The following is a 21,033-nucleotide window of genomic DNA, read 5'->3' as shown; positions in this document are numbered from 1 at the left end:
CCGATCGACTGGACTCGTTCATGGCCGTACGTGCGACCTCCGAACGATCCCGCTGCTGCTTGCACCGATCCATGGCCTCGGGGTCATCGCCGCGATCACTCCGTCCCCGTGCTGAACGGTCTCGAACGAGGCCGGCTCCACATCAGCCGGTCCGGGCATGGCGGCTGGCGCCGCCACATCGAGAGCGACCGGTGTCCGAGCGGCTGTCGTGCCTCCGGGACCGCGCCCCCATGCGATCCACCGGCACGGCCGCCGGGCCGGCCCGCGGACCCGGCCGAAGCCTCCTGCGGCTCCTGGGAACGCGCGGGTCCTGCCGGTCGAGCACGGCGATTGCGCCGATGAGGAACCGGTGACGGGCGGACGCCGCCGTCACGGGCGCGGCGGCACCCGTCGTGGTCCGCACTCCGTTCCCCCTCAGCGGCCGGGCGCTCCGCGGGCCGCTCACCGCCGCCGTCCATGCCGGAGCTCGCCCGCCTTGGAGCCGGGCGGCGGCGTCGGCGAGGGGAGCCGCCGCAGCCGGACGTCACGCCGGTGAACCGGCCGTACGTAGCCGTCGGTCTCCGCACCGTTCCTCCCCTCTCGCGCACGCTGTTGTTCCCGCCGCGCAACGATGGATCGCCAGGTGACCGGCGGGCCGTCACCGGTCAACGCGGACGACACCGTTCGCCGGGCCGGACGCTCTGCCGACCGGGCCGGAGCCGTCGTCACCGCTAGAACATCGAGTACCGCTGGGTCAGCGGCAGTTCGCCGACCGGACGGTCCGCACCCTCGGGGTCCACCTCGTAGCCGTCGATGGTCACCCGGAACGTCTCGGGGTCCACCGAGATGCTCGGCAGCGCCGTGTTGTTCGGCATGTCGGCCTTGCCCACCTCGCGGGTGGGGTGGACCGCCATGAGACGGCGGCGCAGGCCGAGGCGGTCGGCCAGACCGTCCTCCAGGGCCGCCGGGGAGACGAAGGTGGTGGCCAGGTGCGCGGCCGACGCGGTGGCCGCCGCCAGGCCGCGGCGCATCAGCATCGGCTGGGCGGTGGGAATGGTGGCGTTGGGGTCGCCCTGCGGGGCGTACACGACCGCACCGCCCTTGACCACCGCGGCCGGGCGGATGCCGAAGAACGCGCGGTCCCACAGCACGAGGTCGGCCAGCTTGCCGGGCTCGATCGAGCCCACCTCGTGGTCGATCCCGTGCGCCACCGCCGGGCAGATCGTGTACTTGGCGACGTACCGGCGGGCGCGTTCGTTGTCGGCGGGCAGGGTCGTGGACCGCAGGCCGTGCCGGTTCTTCATCACGTGCGCCACCTGCCACGTCCGGCAGATCACCTCGCCGATGCGCCCCATCGCCTGGGCGTCGGACGAGGTCACCGACATCGCGCCCAGGTCCTGGAGGATGTCCTCGGCCGCCATGGTGGTGTCGCGGATGCGCGAGTCCGCGAACTGGACGTCGGCCTCCACGTCGGGGTTGAGGTGGTGGCAGACCATGAGCATGTCGTGGTGCTCGGCCACCGTGTTGATCGTGAAAGGCAGTGTGGGGTTGGTGGAGGCGGGGATGACGTTGGGTTCCGCGGCCAGCTCGATGACGTCGGGGGCGTGCCCGCCGCCCGCTCCCTCGGAGTGGAAGACGTGGATGCCGCGCCCGCCGATCGCGCGGATGGTGTCCTGCACGTACCCGGCCTCGTTGAGGCTGTCGGCGTGCAGAGCGACCTGGAGACCGAACTCGTCCGCGGCACGCAGGGCGGCGTCGATCGCGGCCGGCGTGGCGCCCCAGTCCTCATGGACCTTGTACCCCGCCGCGCCGGCCAGCGCCTGCTCACGCAGCGCCGGATAGCCGACCGTGTTGCCCTTGCCGAGCAGCAGCACGTTGACCGGTACGTCGTCCAGGGCGCGGTGCGCCAGAGCGAGGTTCCACGGCCCGGGGGTGACCGTCGTCGCCTTGGTCCCCTCGGCCGGGCCGGTGCCGCCGCCGACGACGGTCGTGGTGCCGGTGGCCAGCCCCTCGTAGAGCATGTCGGTGTTGAGCAGGTGGACGTGGGTGTCGATCGCGCCGGCGGTCAGGATGCGTCCCTCGCCGGCCAGCACCTCGGTGCCCGGGCCGATGAGCAGGCCGGGGTGCACCCCGTCCATGATGTCGGGGTTGCCGGCCTTGCCGATGGCGGTGATCCGGCCGCCACGCACGCCCACGTCGGCGCGGACGATCCCCCAGTGGTCCAGCACCACCACGTTGGTGATGACCAGGTCGAGCGCGCCCTCCTCGGCGGTCGCGGTGCCCTGCAGCATCGACTCACGGATGGACTTGCCGCCGCCGAAGATCGTCTCGTCGCCGCCAACGCAGTGGTCCCGCTCGACCTCGATCCACAGGTCGGTGTCGGCGAGACGGATCTGGTCGCCGACGGTCGGCCCATAGAGCGCGGCGTACTCGCTGCGCGGAATCTCACTCACCGTCGGTCCCCCGCTCGTCCGTGCCGTCCGCCGCTGCCGTTCCCTCGGGTGGCGGGATCTGGATGCCGGGGACGTACCGCCGTCCGCCCAGCGCCACGATGGGCAGCTTCTTCTCGTCACCGGGCTGGAAGCGCACCGAGGTGCCAGCGGCGATGTCCAGCCGGAAGCCCTCGACGGAGGTGGGCACGAGTTCGCCGTCCGCGGTCTCCTCGTGGATGGTGACGGCCGCGTTGACGGCGGCGAGGTGGATGTGCGAGCCGATCTGCACCGGCCGGTCGCCGTCGTTGCGCACGACCACGGCGCGCTGTTCCCGTCCCGCGTTGAGCGTGACGTCGCCGTCGCCGTACCGGATCTCGCCGGGTTCGAGATCGGTCGCGTACGCGGTGGCGGCCGGGTCCGTCGTGCTCACCTTCGGCCGGATGGGGTGGTTGAGCGTCACCAGTTTCCGCCCGTCGGGGAACGTCGCCTCGACCTGGACGTACTCGATCATCGAGGGCACGCCGTCCATCACCTGCTCCGGGCGCAGTACGTGAACGCCCTCGTCCATGATCTTCTTGACGGTCCAGCCCTCGCGTGCGCGCTCCAGGATCCAGCAGGAGAGCAGGGCGACCGCCTCCGCGTGGTTGAGCCGGACCCAACGCTCCAACCGGTCGCGCGCGACCATCCCGGCCACGCTGAGCAGTAGTTTCTCCGTATCCGACGGAGTCAGGAACATGGGCGCCCTCCCCACGGCACGACTCAGCGTGCCGCCCCGGTAACAGAGTTCTTTATAGAACACGCACCGCGACAGGAAGGTTACAGCCGTGTAAATCCGCTGACAGCAGCGTGGCCGGACGAGGACATCACGCCTGCGGGCCGCCGATTTTCCCGCCCCGCCCCCAGGGCCGGCAGCCAGTGCGGCACGGTCCGCACCGGGAACACGGCTGGCTCCCGAAGTGCCGCTGCCGCCCGGTCGCCGCGGCCACCGGGCGGCGGTGGCTCACCCCAGCCCGAGCAACGGCTCCAGCCCCACGGTCAGCCGGTCCGGCAGCTCCGCCACCCGGCGCACGCCCAGCAGCACGCCCGGCATGAAGGACTCCCGGTTCATGGAGTCGTGCCGGATGGTGAGCGTCTCGCCGTGCGTGCCGAACACGATCTCCTGGTGCGCGATCATTCCGGTGATGCGCAGCGCGTGCACCCGCACGCCCTCGACGTCGGCACCGCGCGCTCCCTCGATCTCCGACGTGGTGGCGTCCGGCATCGGCGCCGACCCGGCCGCGGCGCGGGCGCGCGACACCAGCTCGGCCGTCCGGTAGGCGGTCCCGCTGGGGGCGTCGGCCTTGTTCGGGTGGTGCAGCTCGATGACCTCGACCGACTCGAAGTAGGGCGCGGCCTGCTGGGCGAAGTGCATCATCAGAACAGCGGCGATGCCGAAGTTGGGCGCGATGAGGACGTTGACGCCCGGGTGCTCCGCGAGCAGCCCGCGCAGCTCGGCCAGCTTCGACTCGTCGAACCCGCTGGTGCCCACGACGGCGTGGATGCCGTTGGCGACCAGCCACCGCAGGTTGTCCATCACCGCGTCCGGGTGGGTGAAGTCCACCACCACGTCCGCGCCGAGCACCTTGTCCCGCTCGGCGGCGGCGTCGACGCCGGCCACCAGCTCAGTGTCGTCCGCGCCCTCGACGGCCCGGACCACTTCCGCTCCCATGCGCCCGTGAGCGCCGAATACTCCTACCTTGATCACGGGTTCACCGTACCGAACGCACCGGCGGCGCGAACGCCCCGTCGGGGGTGTCCGCGCCGCCGACCGGTGGTTCAGCCGCAGCTGTCGCCGTAGGCCGCGAGTGCCGCCTCGACCGTCTCGCGGGTCTCCTCGGCGCCCGCGAAGCCGTCCAGCTCGACCTCCTTGCGCCCGTCCGGGAGGTCCTTGTAGACGCGGAAGAACGCCTCGACCCGCTCGCGCTCGATCTCGGGGAGGTCGGAGATGTCGGCGATCCCGGCGTAGGTGGGGTCGACGTCGTCAATGGGGACGGCGACGACCTTGTCGTCCTCCTCGCCGCCGTCGACCATCCGCAGGGTGCCGATGGGCCGCACTTGGACCACGGAGCCGGGAACCAGCGGCTCTCGCGTGAAGACGAGCACGTCGAGCGGGTCCCCGTCACCGGCGGTGGTCCGGGGCAGCGACCCGTAGTTGGCGGGGTAGTCGACCGGCATGGACTGGAACCGGTCGGCGACGAGCTGGCCGGTGTCGGCGTCGATCTCGTACTTGGTGAAGCTGCCCTGCCCGATCTCGATGACGGCCGCCACCCCCTCCTCCGCGGCGTCGCCCGGCTCGGGCTGCGGGTACCCGAAGGGGTGGGTGTAGCCGCCTGGCTCGGCCGCGAAGCAGCCGTCGGCGGGCTCGGCCGGCGCCGATCCGGGAGAGGCGGCGATCGCGCTGGAGACACCCCAGAACAGCGCCGCCGCCACCGGCACGGCGGCGATGGCGGCGATGGTGCGGGCGGAGGGTCGGGCCACGGGGCACACGTCCTTCAGAAGGGGATTAATCGGACAGTCAGGATGACGGTCGCCGATACTTCCCTCGTCCGCTGAACGCCTCCGCAACAGCCGCGGACGACCGCGTGACCGCCACCGGAACAGCACCGCGCGGGTGCGGCCGGTGGGGTCCGGCCCTCTCCGGGACGGCACCGGCTCCCCCGCGGGTGCCGTCCCGGCCCCGGAACGGCGGTGGCGGCCCGGGCCGTGCCCGTGCCGCCACCGTGCCGTGTGCGGACGGCTAGAACACCCGGTCCTCCTCGTAGGGGCCGATCACCGCGAGGGCGTGCGGCCGGCCGAGCACGTCCGCCGCGACCTCGCGGACGTCGTCCATCGTGACGGCGTCGAACAGCGCCAGGTCCTCGTCCAGCGAGTAGTGCCGCGGGTAGGACAGCTCATGCTGGGTCAGCCGGCTCATACGCGAGTTGGTGCCCTCCGTGCCGAGCACCCACGAGCCCCGGATCTGGCCCTTGGCGCGGGCGAGCTCCGCGTCGGTGATCCCCTCGGCGGCGGCCTTGGCGAGCTCGCCCCGGCAGACCGACAGCACCTCGTCGATCTTCTCGGGCAGGCAGCCGACGTACACCTGGAAGATGCCGGTGTCGGCGTAGGACGCCGGGTAGGCGTGCACGGCGTAGGCCAGCCCCCGCTTCTCGCGGACCTCCTGGAACAACCGGGACGAGCTTCCGCCGCCGAGCACCGACGCCAGCACCTTGAGCGCGTACCAGCGGTCGTCGGTGCGGGTCAGCCCCTCCGACCCCAGGATCAGGTGCGCCTGCTCGGTGTCGCGCGACAGGAGCGTGCTGCCCGCGTTGACCGGCACCGCCGGACCGCCGATCCGCGGCCGGACCGGCCGGGCGTCGCCGGCCGCCGCCAGCTGCGGCTCGAAGGCGGCCCGCACCCGGCGCACGACGTCGTCGTGGTCGAGGTTGCCGGCCGCGGCCACCACGAGCCGGTTCGGCAGGTAGCACTCGCGGTACTGCTCGAAGATCCGGTCGCGCGGGAGCGCCTTGATCGTCTCGTTCGTGCCGAGCACCGGCCTCCCCAGCGGTGCGGCGCCGAAGACGTGCGCCGCGAACACGTCGTCCACGAGGTCGCTCGGCTCGTCCTCGTACATGGCGATCTCCTCAAGGATCACGCCGCGCTCCGTCTCGACCTCGTCCGGGTCGAGCACCGAGTTGGCTACCATGTCGCTGACCACGTCGATCGCCAGCGGGAGGTCCCGGTCGAGGACCTTGGCGTAGTAGCTGGTCTGCTCCTTGGTGGTGTAGGCGTTGTAGTCCGCGCCCACTCCGTCCAGCTGCGCGGAGATCTCCAGCGCGTCGCGGCGCGCGGTGCCCTTGAAGAGCAGGTGCTCCAGGAAGTGCGCCGAACCCGCGTGCGCGGCGTCCTCGTCCCGCGAACCGGTGGTGGCGGAGATACCGAAGGCCGCCGAGCGCACCCCCGGCATGGTCTCGGTGACCACCCGCAGGCCGCCCGGCAGGACGGTGCGGCGCACGAGGCCGGCACCGTCGCCCGGCGCCTCCAGCGTGACAGTGGTGTCGGGTTCCTGATCGGCCGCGATGGGGACTGCTGCGCTCATACGTCCTTCCCAGTTCGACGCCGTCGCCGGACGGCGACGCAAACCTCGCGGGGCGGCCGCACTCTCGCAGTGCGACCGCCCCCTGTTCACAGCGACTCGATACGGATCAGGTGTTCTCGCCGCGGCCGCCGCGGGTGCGGCGGCGCCGGCGGTCGGCACCGTCGGCCGCGGACTCGGCCGGCTTCTCCGCGGCCTGCTCCTCGCCGTCCGCCTGGTCGGCGGTGGCCGACTCGGCCTCCACGACCTCGACGGGCACCAGCGACAGCTTGCCCCGGTCGTCGATCTCGCGGATCTCGACCTGGATCTTCTCGCCGATGGAGATGACGTCGTCGATGTTCTCGATGCGCTTGCCACCGTGCAGCTTGCGGATCTGCGAGATGTGCAGCAGGCCGTCCTTGCCCGGCAGCAGCGACACGAACGCGCCGAACGCCGTCGTCTTGACGACGGTGCCCAGGTAGCGGTCGCCGACCTCCGGCATCGTCGGGTTGGCGATGCTGTTGATCGTGTCGCGGGCGGCCTCGGCGGACGGGCCGTCGGTGGCACCGATGTAGATGGTGCCGTCGTCCTCGATGGTGATCTCGGCGCCGGTCTCGTCCTGGATCGAGTTGATCATCTTGCCCTTGGGGCCGATGACCTCGCCGATCTTGTCGACCGGGACCTTGACGGTGAGGATGCGCGGTGCGTGCGGGCTCATCTCGGCCGGACGCTCGATGGCCTCGGCCATGACGTCGAGAATGGCGAGCCGCGCGCCGCGGGCCTGCTGGAGCGCCGCGGCCAGCACCGACGCCGGAATGCCGTCGAGCTTGGTGTCGAGCTGGAGCGCGGTGATGAGCTCACGAGTGCCGGCGACCTTGAAGTCCATGTCGCCGAACGCGTCCTCGGCACCGAGGATGTCGGTCAGCGCGACGTACTCGCCGCCCTCGCTGATCAGCCCCATGGCGATGCCCGCCACCATCTCCTTGAGCGGCACGCCCGCCGACATCAGCGACATCGTGGAGGCGCAGACCGAGCCCATGGAGGTCGAACCGTTGGAGCCGAGCGCCTCCGACACCTGCCGGATGGCGTACGGGAACTCCTCGCGGCTCGGCAGCACGGGGATGAGCGCCCGCTCGGCGAGCGCGCCGTGCCCGATCTCCCGGCGCTTGGGCGAACCCACGCGGCCGGTCTCGCCGGTGGAGTACGGCGGGAAGTTGTAGTTGTGCATGTAGCGCTTGGTGCGCTCCGGGTTCAGCGTGTCGACCATCTGCTCCATGCGCAGCATGTTCAGCGTGGTCACGCCGAGGATCTGGGTCTCGCCGCGCTCGAACAGCGCCGAGCCGTGCACCCGCGGCAGCACGCCGACCTCGGCGGTCAGCTGCCGGATGTCCTTGACACCGCGGCCGTCGATGCGCACCTTGTCGCGGATGATGCGCTCGCGGACCAGCTGCTTGGTGAGCGAGCGGAACGCCGCGGAGATCTCCTTCTCGCGGCCCTCGAAGTCCTCGGCCAGCTTCTCGGCGGCGAGCGCCTTCACCCGGTCGAGCTCGGACTCGCGGTCCTGCTTGTCGGCGATGGTGAGGGCCTTGGCCAGCTCCTCGCGGACCGCGCCGTCGACCGCCTGGTACACGTCCTGCTCGTAGTCGAGGAAGATCGGGAACTCGGCGGTCTCCTTGGCGGCCTGGTCGGCGAGCGTCTGCTGCGCCTTGACCAGCACCTTGATGAACGGCTTGGCGGCCTCCAGCCCCTCGGCCACGGTCTGCTCGTTGGGGCCGACGGCGCCGTCGGCGACGAGCTTCAGCGTGTTCGGGGTGGACTCGGCCTCGACCATCATGATCGCGACGTCGCCGTCGGCGAGCACCCGGCCGGCCACCACCATGTCGAAGGTGGCCTCGGCGAGCTCGCTGTGCGTCGGGAACGCCACCCACTGGCCGTCGATCAGCGCGACGCGCACGCCGCCGATCGGGCCGGAGAACGGCAGGCCCGCGAGCTGCGTGGACATCGACGCCGCGTTGATCGCCACCACGTCGTAGAGGTGGTCGGGGTGCAGCGCCATGATCGTCTCGACGATCTGGATCTCGTTCCGCAGCCCGTGCGCGAACGACGGGCGCAGCGGCCGGTCGATGAGCCGGCAGGTGAGGATGGCGTCCTCGGACGGACGGCCCTCACGGCGGAAGAACGAGCCGGGGATCCGGCCCGCGGCGTACATCCGCTCCTCGACGTCCACCGTCAGCGGGAAGAAGTCGAGGGTGTCCTTGGGACGCTTCGAAGCCGTGGTGGCCGAGAGAACCATGGTCTCGTCGTCCAGGTACGCGGTGGCCGAACCTGCGGCCTGCCGGGCCAGCCGGCCCGTCTCGAAGCGGATGGTACGGGTGCCGAAGCGGCCGTTGTCGATGACGGCCTCGGCGGAATACGCGCCCTCCATGGGCGACCTCCTACACGGATAGGATTACCTGTTTCGATCCCGCGTCCGTGCCCCGAAGAAATCAGTACGTCGTCGAGTGTCGTCTCGACCGGACGGCGCGGCGTGGACTCGCCGACGCAGCGCTCGATGGTCCGTGACGGCCGGCCATCGATCGAAGCCCTCGGCGCGCCCGCGTGGGCGAGCCGAAGACCACTACCGAGGACCGGCCCCGACGCGGCAGCCGAGGGTAGGAGCGCGGGAATGCTGGTCAATTCAGTTGTTCATACCGGCGACGACGGCGGACCGTCCCTGCTGGCCACGGCCGCCGGTACTCGTAGCTCCACACTACTAAGAAAGGGAGCGGCCGTGGCCACTCCCTTCCGCAGCTTGTGCTAGCGCCGCAGGCCCAGGCGCTGGATCAGCTCCCGGTAGCGGGCGATGTCCTTCTTCTGGATGTACTGGAGCAGCCGGCGGCGGCGACCGACCATCAGCAGCAGACCACGGCGGCTGTGGTGGTCGTGCTTGTGGGTCTTGAGGTGCTCGGTCAGCTCGGTGATCCGGTGGGTCAGCAGCGCGACCTGGACCTCGGGGGAGCCGGTGTCGCCGTCCTTGGTGGAGTACTCGGCGATGATCTTGTTCTTGGTGGCGGTGTCGATCGACACGGCGCTCCTTCTCGCTTCTCGGCGCGCAGGACATGGCATGTCCCCACTGGGCGGTCCATGCGGGACCCGGAGGGGCCGGCAACCATGCGCACCCACAGTCGCCGGATGGATTCGTTCGCGGCCGTGCCGTTCCGCGGGAGCCGCAGGGGCTTCGACGCCGGCCGGGCACGGCCGAAGGGCCGGTCGTGTTCCGGCCACGGCCATAGTACTACCCCTGCTGAGCGCAGATGCCTGTCGTTGCCTGCAGATGCGTAGCAGATGCCTGGCAGGGGCCGGTGGATGCCGGCGGAACCACGCGAAATGTCGATCGTTGCCCAGCGGATGCCGCCTGCCGCCGGACAGCGGGAAGATCACTCAGGGGCTGTCCGGGTCCCCCGGCGCCTGCCCTCGGCTGAGGATCTCCCGGGCCCGGTCGACGTCGCGGTCCATGGCGGCGATGAGCGCGTCCACGCTGTCGAACCGCTGCTGCCCCCGGATGCGCGCGGTGAACTCCACCGCCACCGCCCGGCCGTACAGGTCGAGGTCGTCCCGGTCCAGCGCGTAGGCCTCGACGGTGCGCACGGTCCCGTCGAACTGCGGGTTGGTGCCCACCGAGACGGCCGCCGGCCAGCGGCTCTCCGCCCGCGCGCCGGCGCCGCCCCGCTCCTCCGGCAGCAGCGACAGCCATCCGGCGTACACCCCGTCCGCCGGCACCGCCGCGCCGGGCGTACCGGAGAGGTTGGCGGTCGGGAAGCCGAGCAGCTCCCGGCCCCGGGCGGCACCGTGCACCACGACGCCCTCGAGCCGGTGCTCGCGCCCGAGGTCGGCGGCGGCCCCGGCCACGTCGCCGCGCGCGACCGCGGCCCGCACCCGGTTAGAGCTCACCGGCTCCGGATCGCCGAGCAGCGGCACCGCGTCGACCGTGAAGTGGTACTTCTCCCCCAGCGTCCGCAGCTCGTCGACGTCTCCGGCGGCCCGGTGCCCGAACCGGAAGTCGGCCCCCACGACCACCGCCGCGGCGTGCCAGCGGTCCGCGAGCACACCCGCCGCGAACTCGTCCGGGGGCGTGCGGGCGAGTTCCGGGGTGAAGGGCAGCACGTCCACCTCGGCGGCGCCGTGCGCACGCAGCAGCTCCACCCGCCGTCTGACGGTGGTGAGCGCGTCCGGCACCGCCTCGGGCCGCAGCACCGCCAGGGGGTGCGGATCGAAGGTCACCGCCACCACCGGCAGCCCGAGCCGCCGCGCGTGCCCGCCGGCCCGGCGCAGCACCTCCTGGTGGCCGCGGTGCACCCCGTCGAAGACCCCGACGGCCACGACGGCGGGTCCCCGACCGAGCGGTTCCGCGTCCTCCGACTCCTGCCCGTGCCAGCCCCGCACGTTCCACCCCTTCCGTCGCGTCAGGTCGTCCCGGGCGGCCCCGGCCGCCGGGCGCCCGGATCAAGGGTGCCACGCCGCACGGCGGCGGGCCTCACCCGGCGTCGAGTGCCCGGCTCATGAAGAGCGCGACCTCCCCCTCGCTCGGCGTCCCCCGGTACAGGCTGCTGTCCAGCCCGCAGAGGGCGAACCCCATGCGCTGGTAGGCGCGGACCGCGGGAACGTTGACGTTGCTGGTCTCCAGCCACGCCGTGCGCGCGCCGTTCCGGCGGCCGTACCGGCAGGCCCGCTCCATCAGCGCCGCACCGATCCCGCGACCCCGGTGGCCCGGCGCCACGGCGATCTCGTGCACCACCAGGCGGCGGTTCCAGGCCGTGACCTCGAACGCGACGAACCCGCACCCGGCCGCTCCGCTGACGGCGGCGTCCACGAGCACGCCGGGGGACCACTCGTCCTCGTCCGGCGGGAACGTCTTGGTCAGCGGCCGGTCGAGGAGGGCCTCCCGCACGGTGAACCCGCCGGGTCCGGCCGCGACCTCCAGGACGGTGTCCGTGGTGAAGGAGTCGTCGAGCTCGGCGAGCCACTCCTGGTCGTCCGGACCGGCCCGCCGATAGCTGATCCCGTGTGCCCGGTGCATGGTGCCGCTCGCTCCCCTGTCACGTTCGGTCCGGGAGCCGGGCCGGGCGTACCCGCCCGGCGGGGCTCCCGCTCCGGCTGGTCACGCCGCCGCGAACACCACGATCGGCTTGCTGTACCCCGGACGCTCCTCGGCCAGCGCGAGCACGGTGCCGTCGGGCGCGAACAGCCCGATCGGACCGGGGCCGAGGCCGGCCGCCGGAATCCGGTTGCCGTGCGCGATCCGCCGGGCCTCCTCGTCGGACAGCGTCCGGCTGGGGAAGGCCGTGGCCACCGCCTCCGCGAGCGGCAGCACCGAGAACTCCTCGGCGAGCTGCTCCAGGGTGCGGGCCCGCGACAGGTCGTAGGGGCCCACCCGGGTGCGCCGCAGCGCGGTCAGGTGGCCGCCGACGCCGAGCGCCGCGCCGAGGTCGCGGGCCAGGGCCCGGATGTAGGTGCCGCTGGAGCACGTGACCGTGGCGTCGAAGTCCACCAGGACTCCGGCCTCGTCGGCGGTGCGGCGGATGTCCTCGACAGTGAACTCCGAGACCGTCACCTGCCGGGCCTTGAGCTCGACCTCGGTGCCGGCCCGGGCCATCTTGTAGGCCCGCTGGCCGTTGACCTTGATCGCGCTGACCTGCGGCGGGACCTGGCTGATGACACCGGTGAGCGCGGCGGCGCCGTCGCACACCTCGCCGTCGGTGACGCGGTCGGCCGCGACGCGCTCGCCGGGCTCTCCCTCAGCGTCATCGGTGCTGGTGCGCTGCCCGAGCCGGATGGTGGCGCGGTACTGCTTCTCGGTCAGCGTGAGGTGGCCGAGCAGCTTGGTGCCCTTGTCGATGCCGAGCACCAAGACGCCGGTGGCCATCGGGTCGAGCGTGCCGGCGTGGCCGACCCGCCGGGTGCCGGCGAGCCGGCGCACTCGGGCGACCACGTCGTGCGACGTCCAGTCCGCGGGTTTGTCGACGATCACGACACCGCTGTTGGTCATGTTCCGGCTCCCCACGCCCCTGCCCGCGCCGCCGTCAGTCTTCGCCGTGCTCGTCGTCGTCCGCCCGCTCCCGCGGTACCCGGTAGGGGTCGCGGTCGCCGGCCGGCTGGGCACTGGCCGCGGTCCGGGCCACCTCGGCGTCGGCGCGCCGCGCCTTGGCCAGCAGCTCCTCGATGTGCTGGGCGTTCTGCTGCACCTCGTCCATGACGAAGGTGAGGCTGGGGGTGTGCCGCAGACCGGTCTGCCGCCCGACCTCCGAGCGGATGACGCCCTTGGCGCTCTCCAGCGCGGCTCCGGTGCCCGCCTTCTCCTCGTCGGACCCGAAAACGGTGTAGAACACCGTCGCGTCGCGGAGGTCGTTGGTGAGCCGCGCGTCGGTCACGGTCACGAACCCGAGCCGGGGGTCCTTGATGCGGCGCTCCAGCATCTCGGCCACGACCTTCTGGATCCGGTCGGCGAGCTTGCGCGCGCGGGCGGCGTCAACCATGGTCTCTAGTCTTCCTCTTCGCTGAAGAGCCGGTGTCGGGCCGACAGCAGCTCGATCTCGGGCCGTCCGGCGACCAGCCGCTCGCAGGAGTCCATGATCTCCGTGCAGTGCGCGGCCGTCGACGACACCACGGCGACCCCGAGCTCGGCCCGGCGGTACAGGTCCTGGTCACCGGTTTCGGCCGCCGACACGGCGAACTTGCGTTGCAGCTCGGCCACGATGGGGCGCACGACCGAGCGTTTCTCTTTCAGGGATCGGATGTCGCCCAGGAGCACGTCCAACGTGAGGGCACCGACGAACAAGCGCTGTCCACCTCGTGGGATGTCAGGGGTCGTTCACTACTGGCCGCCGGGCGGCGGCCGAGCGGGGCAGCCCCCGGGCCCCGGCGGACCCTCCCGGTCACTCGGGAAGGCTCCTGCCGGGGCCCGGGGGCACGCCGCCGCGTGCTACCGCGCGTTAGTCGCGCGGCTTCTCGCGCATCTCGTACGTCTCGATGACGTCCTCGACCCGGATGTCGTTGTAGCCGACACCGATACCGCACTCGAAGCCGTCGCGGACCTCGGTCGCGTCCTCCTTGAACCGGCGCAGCGACTCCACGGTGAGGTTGTCGGAGATGACCACCCCGTCGCGGATGAGCCGGGCCTTGGCGTTCCGCCTGATGACACCGTCGCGGACGATCGAACCGGCGATGTTGCCGATCCGCGGGACCCGGAAGATCTCCCGGATCTCCGCCGAGCCGAGCTGCACCTCTTCGTAGATCGGCTTGAGCAGACCCTTGACGGCGGCCTCGACCTCGTCGATCGCCTGGTAGATGACGGAGTAGTAGCGGATGTCCACGCCCATGCGGTCCGCCAGCTCGCTGTTCTTCCCCTCGGGACGAACGTTGAAGCCGATGATGATCGCCTCGGCGGACGCGGCCAGGTTGATGTCGTTCTGCGTGATCGCACCGACACCGCGGCCGATGACGCGGATGCTCACCTCGTCGCCGCCGGCGTCGATCTTGAGCAGCGACTCCTCCAGGGCCTCCACCGAACCGGACATGTCGCCCTTGATGAGCAGGAGCAGCTCGTTGCGCTCCCCCTCCTCCAGGGTCTTCTGCCAGTTCTCCATGGTGACCCGGCGACTGGACCGCGCCTGCTGGGCGAAGCGCTCGCGCGCCTCGCGCTGCTGGGCGATCTGGCGGGCGACCCGGTCGTCCTTGACGACCAGGAAGTTGTCGCCCGCGCTGGGCACGTTGGTCAGACCGAGCACCTGCACGGGGCGGGACGGCTCGGCGACCTCGACGTTGCTGCCGTTCTCGTCCAGCATCGCCCGGACGCGCCCGTAGGCGTCGCCGCAGACGATCGAGTCGCCCACCCGCAGGGTTCCGCGCTGCACCAGCACCGTGGCGGTGGAGCCGCGGCCGCGGTCGAGGAACGCCTCGATCGCGAGACCCTGCGCGTCCTGGTTCGGGTTGGCCCGCAGGTCCAGGGCCGCGTCGGAGGTCAGCACCACCGCTTCCAGCAGGCCGTCGATGTTGATGCCCTGCTTGGCGGAGATGTCGACGAACTGCACGTCGCCGCCGTACTCCTCGGCCACCAGGCCGTACTCGGTGAGCTGGGCGCGGACCTTCTGCGGGTCGGCCCCCTCGACGTCGATCTTGTTGACCGCGACCACGATCGGCACGTCGGCCGCCTTGGCGTGGTCGATGGCCTCCGCGGTCTGCGGCTTCACACCGTCGTCGGCCGCGACCACGAGCACCGCGATGTCCGTGGCCTGCGCACCGCGGGCACGCATGGCGGTGAACGCCTCGTGACCCGGGGTGTCGATGAAGGTGATCTTGCGCTCTTCGCCGTCGACCTCGGTGGCGACCTGGTAGGCACCGATGTGCTGGGTGATGCCGCCGGCCTCGCCGCTCACCACGTTGGTGTTGCGGATCGCGTCCAGCAGTCGGGTCTTACCGTGGTCGACGTGGCCCATGACGGTGACCACCGGCGGACGCGGGAACAGGTCCTCCTCGCCGCCGTCGTCCTCGCCGAACTCGATGGAGAAGGACTCCAGCAGCTCGCGGTCCTCGTCCTCCGGGCTGACGACCTCGATGCGGTACTTGAGTTCCTCGCCCAGCAGCAGCAGGGTCTCGTCCGGCAGGGACTGCGTCGCGGTGACCATCTCGCCCAGGTGCATCATGACCTGCACGAGGGACGCCGGGTTGACGTCGATGCGGTCGCCGAAGTCCGACAGCGAGGCGCCGCGCGGCAGGCGGATGACCTGGCCGTTACCGCTCGGAATCTTGACGCCGCCGAACGACGGCGCCTGCATGTCGTTGAACTCCTGGCGCCGCTGCTTCTTCGACTTGCGCGCGCGACCGGGACGGCCACCGGGACGCCCGAAGGCACCCGCCGTGCCGCCACCGCGACCGCGGCCGCCGCCACCGGGACGGCCGCCGAAGCCGCCCGGACGCGGACCGCCGCCACCGGCGCCGCCGCCCGCACCGCGCGGGCCGGCGCCCACGGGGCCACCGCGGCCGGCGCCGCCCGGACGGCCGCCACCGCCACCGCGACCACCGCCGCCGGCACCGCCGCGACCGCCGCCGCCGGCGGGGGTCGGACGCGAGGACGGCATGTTCATCGGGCTGGGCCGCGGGCCACCGGGCCGCGGGCCCATGCCGGCCGGGCTGGGCCGCGGGCCACCGGCGCCGGGCGCACCCGGGCGCGGGGACTGCGGGCGCGGAGCCTGCGGACGCGGCGGACCGCCGGCGCCCGGACCGGGACGCGGACCACCGCGCTCACCGGAGCCGCCGCCGGGGCGCGGCGCACCCTGGCCGCCCTGGCCGGGACGCGGGCCCGGCCGCGGCGCGGGCTTGGAGCCCATGCCGGTGGCCGTGGACGCGAACGGGTTGTTGCCGGGACGCGGCCCGGTGGGACGCGGACCCGGACGCGGGCCCTTGCCCGACTCGGTACGCCCGCTGCGCTCGGGACGGCCGCCCCGCTCGGGGCGTCCGCCGCGCTCCTCCTGGCCGCCGCGCTCGGGGCGGCCGGACTGGCCTCCCGGCTTGGGCGCGCCAGGGCGCGGACCGGGCTTGGGGCCCGGCTTGGGTGAACCGCCTGCGGGCGCGCCACCCGTGGGCGCGCCACCTGCGGGCGCACCGCCCGCGGGGGCGCCGCCCGTGGGCGCACCACCTGCGGGGGCCCCGCCCGTGGGGGCGCCGGGACGTGCGCCCGGCTTCGGACCCGGCTTGGGGGCACCCGGACGCGGGGTCGGGGCGCCGCCCTGACCCTGGGCGGGCGCCGACGGCCTGATGTCGCCGCGCGGACGCGGCTTCGGCTCCGCCGGGCGGGGCTTGCGCTCGCCGCCCTTCCTGTCGCTGGAGCCGTTGTTGAAAGCTTCCTTGAGCCTACGCACGACCGGTGCCTCTATCGTCGAGGACGCCGAACGTACGAACTCGCCCATTTCGTTGAGCTTGGCCAGGACGGCCTTGCTCTCTACCCCGAACTCCTTCGCGAGCTCGTATACCCGGACCTTCGCCACTGCTCTCCTCTACTTCGGTCCGGGACATGGGTGTGTGCCGGACCGTCGCTAGCTTGAATTACTCATCGCTGCGTACTCATCGAGCGCTCATCGCAATCTCGACCCGCTTCCGACTCGTCTGTTACACAACAATGGGCCAATTACAGTTGACCTGCCGGCACAGCAAGACCCGCCGACCCGGTCGGTATTTTCAACCGACAGACCGGCGCGATCATTCCAACCTTATCTGGAACCCGGCTCGACTCCAACGCGCGGGAGGCCCTCGAAGCAGGCCGCGACGCGCGCGGTGTCGAGTCCGCCCGAGGTTCGGAACGCCCGCCCCCACACCTTGCGCCGCTCGGCCATCTCCCAGCACCGCAGGTCAGGGTGGAGGTACGCCCCTCGGCCCGGAGCCCGTCCGGCGGTGTCCGGCGTGATCACCGCACCGACCACCACCAGCCGCAACAGATCCGACTGGGCTGTGCGCGATCGGCAGCCCACGCACATCCGTACGGGGGCGGCACGACCGGCACCCGCCAGTCTATCGCGCCGACGTGTCATCGGTGGACGCCGGACGCCGCGACCCGGGCGCCGGGGCCGGCGCTCCGGAGCCGCCGGACTGCTCGGCGAGCTCGGCGTCGGACCGGATGTCGATGCGCCATCCGGTGAGCCGGGCGGCGAGGCGGGCGTTCTGGCCCTCCTTGCCGATGGCCAGCGACTGCTGGTAGTCGGGCACGGTGACGCGGGCGACCCGGGCGGCGGCGTCGAGCACCTCGACGTGCGTCACCCGCGCCGGCGACAGCGCGTTGCCGACGAACACCGCCGGATCCTCCGAGTAGTCCACGATGTCGATCTTCTCGCCGTGCAGTTCGGCCATCACGTTGCGGACCCGGCTGCCCAGCGGGCCGATGCAGGCGCCCTTGGCGTTGACGCCGGCCTTGTTCGACTTGACCGCCATCTTGGTGCGGTGTCCGGCCTCACGGGCGATGGCCGCGATCTCCACGGTGCCGTCGGCGATCTCGGGCACCTCCAGCTGGAACAGCTTGCGCACGAGGTTGGGGTGGGTGCGCGACAGGGTCACCGACGGGCCGCGGTGGCCCTTGCGCACCTGCACGACGTAGGCGCGCAGCCGATCGCCGTGGTTGTAGCTCTCGCCCGGCACCTGCTCCTGCGGCGGCAGGATGGCCTCGATCCGGCCGAGGTCCACGAGCACGTTCCGCGGGTCCTTGCCCTGCTGGATGATGCCCGAGACGACCTCGGACTCGCGCCCGGCGAACTCGCCGAGCGTCAGTTCGTCCTCGGCGTCGCGCAGCCGCTGCAGGATGACCTGCTTGGCGGTGGAGGTGGCGATGCGGCCGAAGCCGGAGGGGGTGGCGTCGTACTCGCGCAGGACCTCGCCCTGCTCGTCGGTCTCGGCCGCCCAGACGGTGACGTGTCCGGTGGCCCGGTCCAGCTCCACCCGCGCGGTGGACTCGGTCCCCTCCTGGCGGTGGTAGGCGATCAGCAGCGCGTCCTCGATCGCCTTCACGACGAGGTCCACCGAGATGTCCTTCTCGCGCTCCAAGCTGCGCAGGACACTCATGTCGATATCCACGGGGCTCCCCCTCTAGTCCGCCGCGCCGGCGTCGGTGCCGCGACGGAATTCCACCTGGACCTTGCCGCGCCCCAGGTCAGAATAGCCGTATACCCGGCTCTGGCCATCGATGTCCACGGTGACGCCGTCGTCGTCGGCGTGGGTCACCCGCCCCTGGACCTCGGTGCCGTCCACGAGCGCGGCCCGCACCAGGCGCCCTCGGGCCCGCCGCCAGTGCCGGGGCTGGGTGAGCGGCCGGTCCACGCCGGGCGAGGTCACCTCCAGCACGTAGGGGGCCCCGCCCATGACCTCGGACTCGTCGAGCGCGCTGGAGATCCGCTGGCTCACCGCTCCCACGGAGTCGAGGTCCACGCCGTCGTCGGAGTCCACCACGACGCGAAGCACGCGGCGCTTGCCGGCCGGGGTGACGTCGACGGCCTCCAGGTCCAGTCCGGCCTCGGCCAGTACCGGCTCCAGCAGCTGCGTGAGGCGGTCATGGCGAGCCTGCGCGCCCATCGGTGGTCCTCCTCGGCGGTCTCCGCTTCCGCCCGATTCCCGCCAGCCCGAGCGGCTGCGAAGCGGGAAAGGCGCGGGGCGGTCCAGCTGTGCACGGTGCACGTTCTCATCCGCGCGTCGTCTCCGACGGCGGTTTGAACCAAGAGTATCCACAGTCAGCCGATACCCGCGCCGGTCGCGGCCTCACCCCGGCCGGGCGGGACCGCCGTCTGACCAGACACTCCGCCGCGGCTCCGGGCGCGCGAGCCGCCCCCTCGGCGTGGAAAGATAGATCGCGACGGCCGTCGGACGCCGCCACCGCCGCGCGCCGGTGCCCCGTGCGAACCCGTCCCCCACCCAGCTCCGCCCCCGTCTCCCTGCCCTGCCGAAGCCCGCACCGTGGAGGTCCCGTTGCGCCAGAACGCGGTCAGCCGCCGCACGGTGGTCGTCGGCGCGATCATGGGACTGGCCGCGGTCGGCCTGGCCGGCTGCCGCGGGGCGCAGTGGTATCCGAGCGACATCAGCCCCGACGAGTACGTGCTGCGCGGCGTCATCACGCAGAAGGAGCGGCTGGTCGCGCGCTACCAGGCGACGATCGCCGCCGGCGAGGGGCCGACCGACCTGCTGCGCACCCTGCTCGCCGACCACGAGCGCCACCTCACCGCCCTGCGTGAGCGGCTGCCGGCCGGCGCGGAGCCGGACGGCGCCGCCGCCCCCGAGCCGTCCGGGAGCCCGGCCGATCCCGTTCCGGACCCGGTGCCGGAGACCGCGCTGTCGGTCGCCGCCCTGCGGGTCGCGGAGTCCACGGCCGCTGGCGCCCGCGGCCGCCAGCTCGGGGAGGTCTCCGAGGCCAGTCTCGCGCAGCTGCTCGCGAGCGTGGGCGCCTGCGAGGCCGGCCACGCCCTCCTGCTCGCCCAGGTCTGAGAATCCCGGAGGCACCATGAGCACCAGCACCGATCCCTCGCCCTCCCCCCGGTCGTCGGACGCCGAGGAGTTCAGCGACGTGGTGGCGCTGCAGAACGCGCTGCTCGCCGAGCACGCGGCGGTGTACGGGTACGCGTTCGTGGGGGCGAACAGCACCGACGGCGCCCGGGAGCTCAGCTACACGTGCCTGGACGCGCACCGCGCCCAGCGTGACACCCTGCGGGCGGAGCTGCTGGAGCGCGGGGCCGAACCCGAGGCCGGCGCCGCCGCCTACGACCTCCCCGCCGCCACGGACGCAGAGGGGCTGCGCGCCTTCGCGGTGGAGCTGGAGGAGCAGACCGCGCAGTCCTACCTGGAGCTGGCGGGGGCCGGTGCCCCGGACCTTCGCGATCTGGCGGGGCGGTCGCTGCAGTCGGCGACGGTGCGCTCACTGACGTGGGGGGCCGACCTCCCGGCGTTCCCGGGCTTCCCCGGCGGCGAGCCCTGACCGCCGCCGGGGAGGCGCGGTGCGGCTCAGCCGGTCTGCTCGACCATGGCGACGACCCGGGCCACGGCGCCGTCGAGCGGGACCTCCTCGCGGGTGCCGGCCGCGCGGTCGCGTAGTTCCACCACCCCGCTCGCCAGCCCCTTGCCGACGATGAGCGCCGTCGGCACGCCGAGCAGTTCGGCGTCGGTGAACTTCACGCCGGGCGAGACGCCCTTGCGGTCGTCGACGAGGACCCGCAGGCCGCGCTGCTCCAGCTCGCCGGCGAGCCGCAGCGCCACCTCGACCTGCTCGCCCTTGCCGGTGCCGACCACGTGCACGTCGGCGGGTGCGACCTCGCGCGGCCAGATGATGCCCCGCTCGTCGTGGGACTGCTCGACGATCGCGGCGACCACCCGCGAGACCCCGATGCCGTAGGAGCCCATGGTGATGCGGCGCGGCTTGCCGTCGGGGCCGAGCGCGTCGACCTCGAAGACGTCGGTGTACTTGCGGCCGAGCTGGAAGATGTGGCCGATCTCGATGCCGCGCGCGGAGTAGAGGGTGCCCTCGCCGTCGGGCGAGGGGTCGCCCTCGCGCACCTCGGCCGCCTCGATGGTGCCGTCGGGGGTGAAGTCCCGGCCGCAGACCAGGCCGACCACGTGGTGGTCGGGCTTGTCGGCGCCGGTGACCCAGCTGGTGCCCTCGACCACGCGCGGGTCGACGAGGTAGCGCAGCTTGTTGCCGAGCAGCGCGCCGGGGCCGATGTAGCCCTTGACCAGGAACGGGTGGCGGGCGAAGTCCTGCTCGTCCAGCAGCTCCACCTCGGCGGGCTCCAGGGCGGCCTCCAGCCGCCGCATGTCGACCTCGCGGTCGCCGGGGACGCCGATCCCGAGGATCTCCCAGTCCTTCTCGCCCGGCGCGCGCGTCTTGACGAGCACGTTCTTCAGCGTGTCGGCGGCGGTGAACGTGCGGCCGAGGCCGGCCGCGTTGAGGAAGTCGACCAGCGACTCGATGGTGGGGGTGCCGGGGGTGTGGTGGACCTCGGCCTCGGGCAGGCCCGCCACCGGCCGGGCGGGCGG

Annotated in this window: 19 protein-coding genes; 2 read left to right on the top strand and 17 right to left on the bottom strand. The window is 72.6% G+C overall.

Annotation, left to right across the window (positions count from 1 at the left end):
* Window positions 1-710: 710 nt before the first annotated feature.
* The 16 genes from DEF28_RS11230 to rimP all read right to left on the bottom strand — a co-directional run bounded on the left by DEF28_RS11230 (window position 711) and on the right by rimP (window position 18,588).
* Entirely contained in the window at window positions 711-2,432 is a 1,722-nt protein-coding gene (locus DEF28_RS11230) for an urease subunit alpha (RefSeq protein ID WP_114397613.1), read from the bottom strand.
* On the bottom strand, window positions 2,425-3,147 hold the full coding sequence (locus DEF28_RS11225; RefSeq protein WP_114397612.1) for an urease subunit gamma: 723 nt from the start codon (window positions 3,145-3,147) through the stop codon (window positions 2,425-2,427). The genes DEF28_RS11230 and DEF28_RS11225 overlap by 8 nt, the downstream gene beginning before the upstream one ends.
* Before the next feature lie 264 nt (window positions 3,148-3,411).
* Window positions 3,412-4,155: a 4-hydroxy-tetrahydrodipicolinate reductase gene (gene dapB / locus DEF28_RS11220; protein WP_114397611.1), complete on the bottom strand. Its 744-nt coding sequence runs from the start codon at window positions 4,153-4,155 to the stop codon at window positions 3,412-3,414.
* A gap of 71 nt (window positions 4,156-4,226) precedes the next feature.
* Entirely contained in the window at window positions 4,227-4,928 is a 702-nt protein-coding gene (locus DEF28_RS11215; RefSeq protein ID WP_199493217.1) for an inorganic diphosphatase, read from the bottom strand.
* 259 nt (window positions 4,929-5,187) lie between these two features.
* Window positions 5,188-6,525 (bottom strand): M16 family metallopeptidase, encoded by a 1,338-nt coding sequence (locus DEF28_RS11210; RefSeq protein WP_114397610.1) that lies wholly within the window; start codon window positions 6,523-6,525, stop codon window positions 5,188-5,190.
* Window positions 6,526-6,631: 106 nt separating this feature from the next.
* Window positions 6,632-8,926 (bottom strand): polyribonucleotide nucleotidyltransferase, encoded by a 2,295-nt coding sequence (locus DEF28_RS11205; RefSeq protein ID WP_114397609.1) that lies wholly within the window; start codon window positions 8,924-8,926, stop codon window positions 6,632-6,634.
* Between the two features lie 371 nt (window positions 8,927-9,297).
* The gene (gene rpsO, locus DEF28_RS11200; protein ID WP_114397608.1) at window positions 9,298-9,567 is read right to left on the bottom strand and encodes a 30S ribosomal protein S15; all 270 of its coding nucleotides are present in this window, start codon (window positions 9,565-9,567) and stop codon (window positions 9,298-9,300) included.
* A gap of 354 nt (window positions 9,568-9,921) precedes the next feature.
* Entirely contained in the window at window positions 9,922-10,923 is a 1,002-nt protein-coding gene (locus DEF28_RS11195; RefSeq protein ID WP_114397607.1) for a bifunctional riboflavin kinase/FAD synthetase, read from the bottom strand.
* Between the two features lie 91 nt (window positions 10,924-11,014).
* Window positions 11,015-11,557 carry a GNAT family N-acetyltransferase gene (locus tag DEF28_RS11190; RefSeq protein WP_114397606.1) on the bottom strand — a complete coding sequence of 181 codons (543 nt, stop codon included), beginning with the start codon at window positions 11,555-11,557 and terminating at the stop codon, window positions 11,015-11,017.
* Between the two features lie 81 nt (window positions 11,558-11,638).
* Window positions 11,639-12,526: a tRNA pseudouridine(55) synthase TruB gene (gene truB / locus DEF28_RS11185; RefSeq protein WP_114397605.1), complete on the bottom strand. Its 888-nt coding sequence runs from the start codon at window positions 12,524-12,526 to the stop codon at window positions 11,639-11,641.
* Between the two features lie 34 nt (window positions 12,527-12,560).
* A complete protein-coding gene (rbfA, locus tag DEF28_RS11180) occupies window positions 12,561-13,013 on the bottom strand; it encodes a 30S ribosome-binding factor RbfA (protein ID WP_114397604.1) in 453 nt (150 codons plus the stop codon).
* A gap of 5 nt (window positions 13,014-13,018) precedes the next feature.
* Entirely contained in the window at window positions 13,019-13,315 is a 297-nt protein-coding gene (locus tag DEF28_RS11175; RefSeq protein WP_114397603.1) for a DUF503 domain-containing protein, read from the bottom strand.
* Between the two features lie 154 nt (window positions 13,316-13,469).
* Window positions 13,470-16,520: a translation initiation factor IF-2 gene (gene infB, locus DEF28_RS11170; RefSeq protein WP_114397602.1), complete on the bottom strand. Its 3,051-nt coding sequence runs from the start codon at window positions 16,518-16,520 to the stop codon at window positions 13,470-13,472.
* Between the two features lie 222 nt (window positions 16,521-16,742).
* Window positions 16,743-17,006, bottom strand: a complete 264-nt coding sequence (locus DEF28_RS11165; protein ID WP_233515236.1) for a YlxR family protein — start codon at window positions 17,004-17,006, stop codon at window positions 16,743-16,745.
* 34 nt (window positions 17,007-17,040) lie between these two features.
* Window positions 17,041-18,081 (bottom strand): transcription termination factor NusA, encoded by a 1,041-nt coding sequence (gene nusA / locus DEF28_RS11160; protein ID WP_233515235.1) that lies wholly within the window; start codon window positions 18,079-18,081, stop codon window positions 17,041-17,043.
* A 24-nt stretch (window positions 18,082-18,105) separates the two neighbouring features.
* A complete protein-coding gene (rimP, locus tag DEF28_RS11155; protein WP_114397600.1) occupies window positions 18,106-18,588 on the bottom strand; it encodes a ribosome maturation factor RimP in 483 nt (160 codons plus the stop codon).
* 390 nt (window positions 18,589-18,978) lie between these two features.
* Here rimP and DEF28_RS11150 point away from each other — a divergent pair, with 390 nt between their 5' ends.
* Together DEF28_RS11150 and DEF28_RS11145 are read left to right on the top strand one after the other, a co-directional pair.
* On the top strand, window positions 18,979-19,491 hold the full coding sequence (locus tag DEF28_RS11150) for a hypothetical protein (RefSeq protein WP_114397599.1): 513 nt from the start codon (window positions 18,979-18,981) through the stop codon (window positions 19,489-19,491).
* A gap of 16 nt (window positions 19,492-19,507) precedes the next feature.
* The gene (locus DEF28_RS11145) at window positions 19,508-19,978 is read left to right on the top strand and encodes a ferritin-like domain-containing protein (protein ID WP_114397598.1); all 471 of its coding nucleotides are present in this window, start codon (window positions 19,508-19,510) and stop codon (window positions 19,976-19,978) included.
* A 26-nt stretch (window positions 19,979-20,004) separates the two neighbouring features.
* On the opposite strand, the gene DEF28_RS11140 is transcribed toward DEF28_RS11145, so the two are convergent.
* Window positions 20,005-21,033, bottom strand: a 1,029-nt coding sequence (locus tag DEF28_RS11140) for a His/Gly/Thr/Pro-type tRNA ligase C-terminal domain-containing protein (RefSeq protein WP_233515234.1), incomplete at its 5' end; no start/stop codon positions are given.

This window comes from Marinitenerispora sediminis (genome assembly GCF_003336425.1).
In the GTDB taxonomy this organism is placed as follows: Bacteria; Actinomycetota; Actinomycetes; order Streptosporangiales; family Streptosporangiaceae; genus Marinitenerispora; species Marinitenerispora sediminis.
The sequence above is the reverse complement of the archived record's forward strand: the minus strand, read 5'-3'. Positions and strand labels throughout refer to the sequence as shown.

Excerpts from the sequence above, each read along its gene's own strand:
- rbfA (WP_114397604.1), bottom strand. The coding sequence starts at position 13,013 with ATGGTTGACGCCGCCCGCGCGCGCAAGCTCGCCGACCGGATCCAGAAG.
- DEF28_RS11190 (WP_114397606.1), bottom strand. The coding sequence starts at position 11,557 with ATGCACCGGGCACACGGGATCAGCTATCGGCGGGCCGGTCCGGACGAC.
- DEF28_RS11145 (WP_114397598.1), top strand. The coding sequence starts at position 19,508 with ATGAGCACCAGCACCGATCCCTCGCCCTCCCCCCGGTCGTCGGACGCC.
- DEF28_RS11165 (WP_233515236.1), bottom strand. The coding sequence starts at position 17,006 with ATGTGCGTGGGCTGCCGATCGCGCACAGCCCAGTCGGATCTGTTGCGG.
- truB (WP_114397605.1), bottom strand. The coding sequence starts at position 12,526 with ATGACCAACAGCGGTGTCGTGATCGTCGACAAACCCGCGGACTGGACG.
- nusA (WP_233515235.1), bottom strand. The coding sequence starts at position 18,081 with ATGAGTGTCCTGCGCAGCTTGGAGCGCGAGAAGGACATCTCGGTGGAC.
- DEF28_RS11210 (WP_114397610.1), bottom strand. The coding sequence starts at position 6,525 with ATGAGCGCAGCAGTCCCCATCGCGGCCGATCAGGAACCCGACACCACT.
- DEF28_RS11225 (WP_114397612.1), bottom strand. The coding sequence starts at position 3,147 with ATGTTCCTGACTCCGTCGGATACGGAGAAACTACTGCTCAGCGTGGCC.
- rimP (WP_114397600.1), bottom strand. The coding sequence starts at position 18,588 with ATGGGCGCGCAGGCTCGCCATGACCGCCTCACGCAGCTGCTGGAGCCG.
- DEF28_RS11205 (WP_114397609.1), bottom strand. The coding sequence starts at position 8,926 with ATGGAGGGCGCGTATTCCGCCGAGGCCGTCATCGACAACGGCCGCTTC.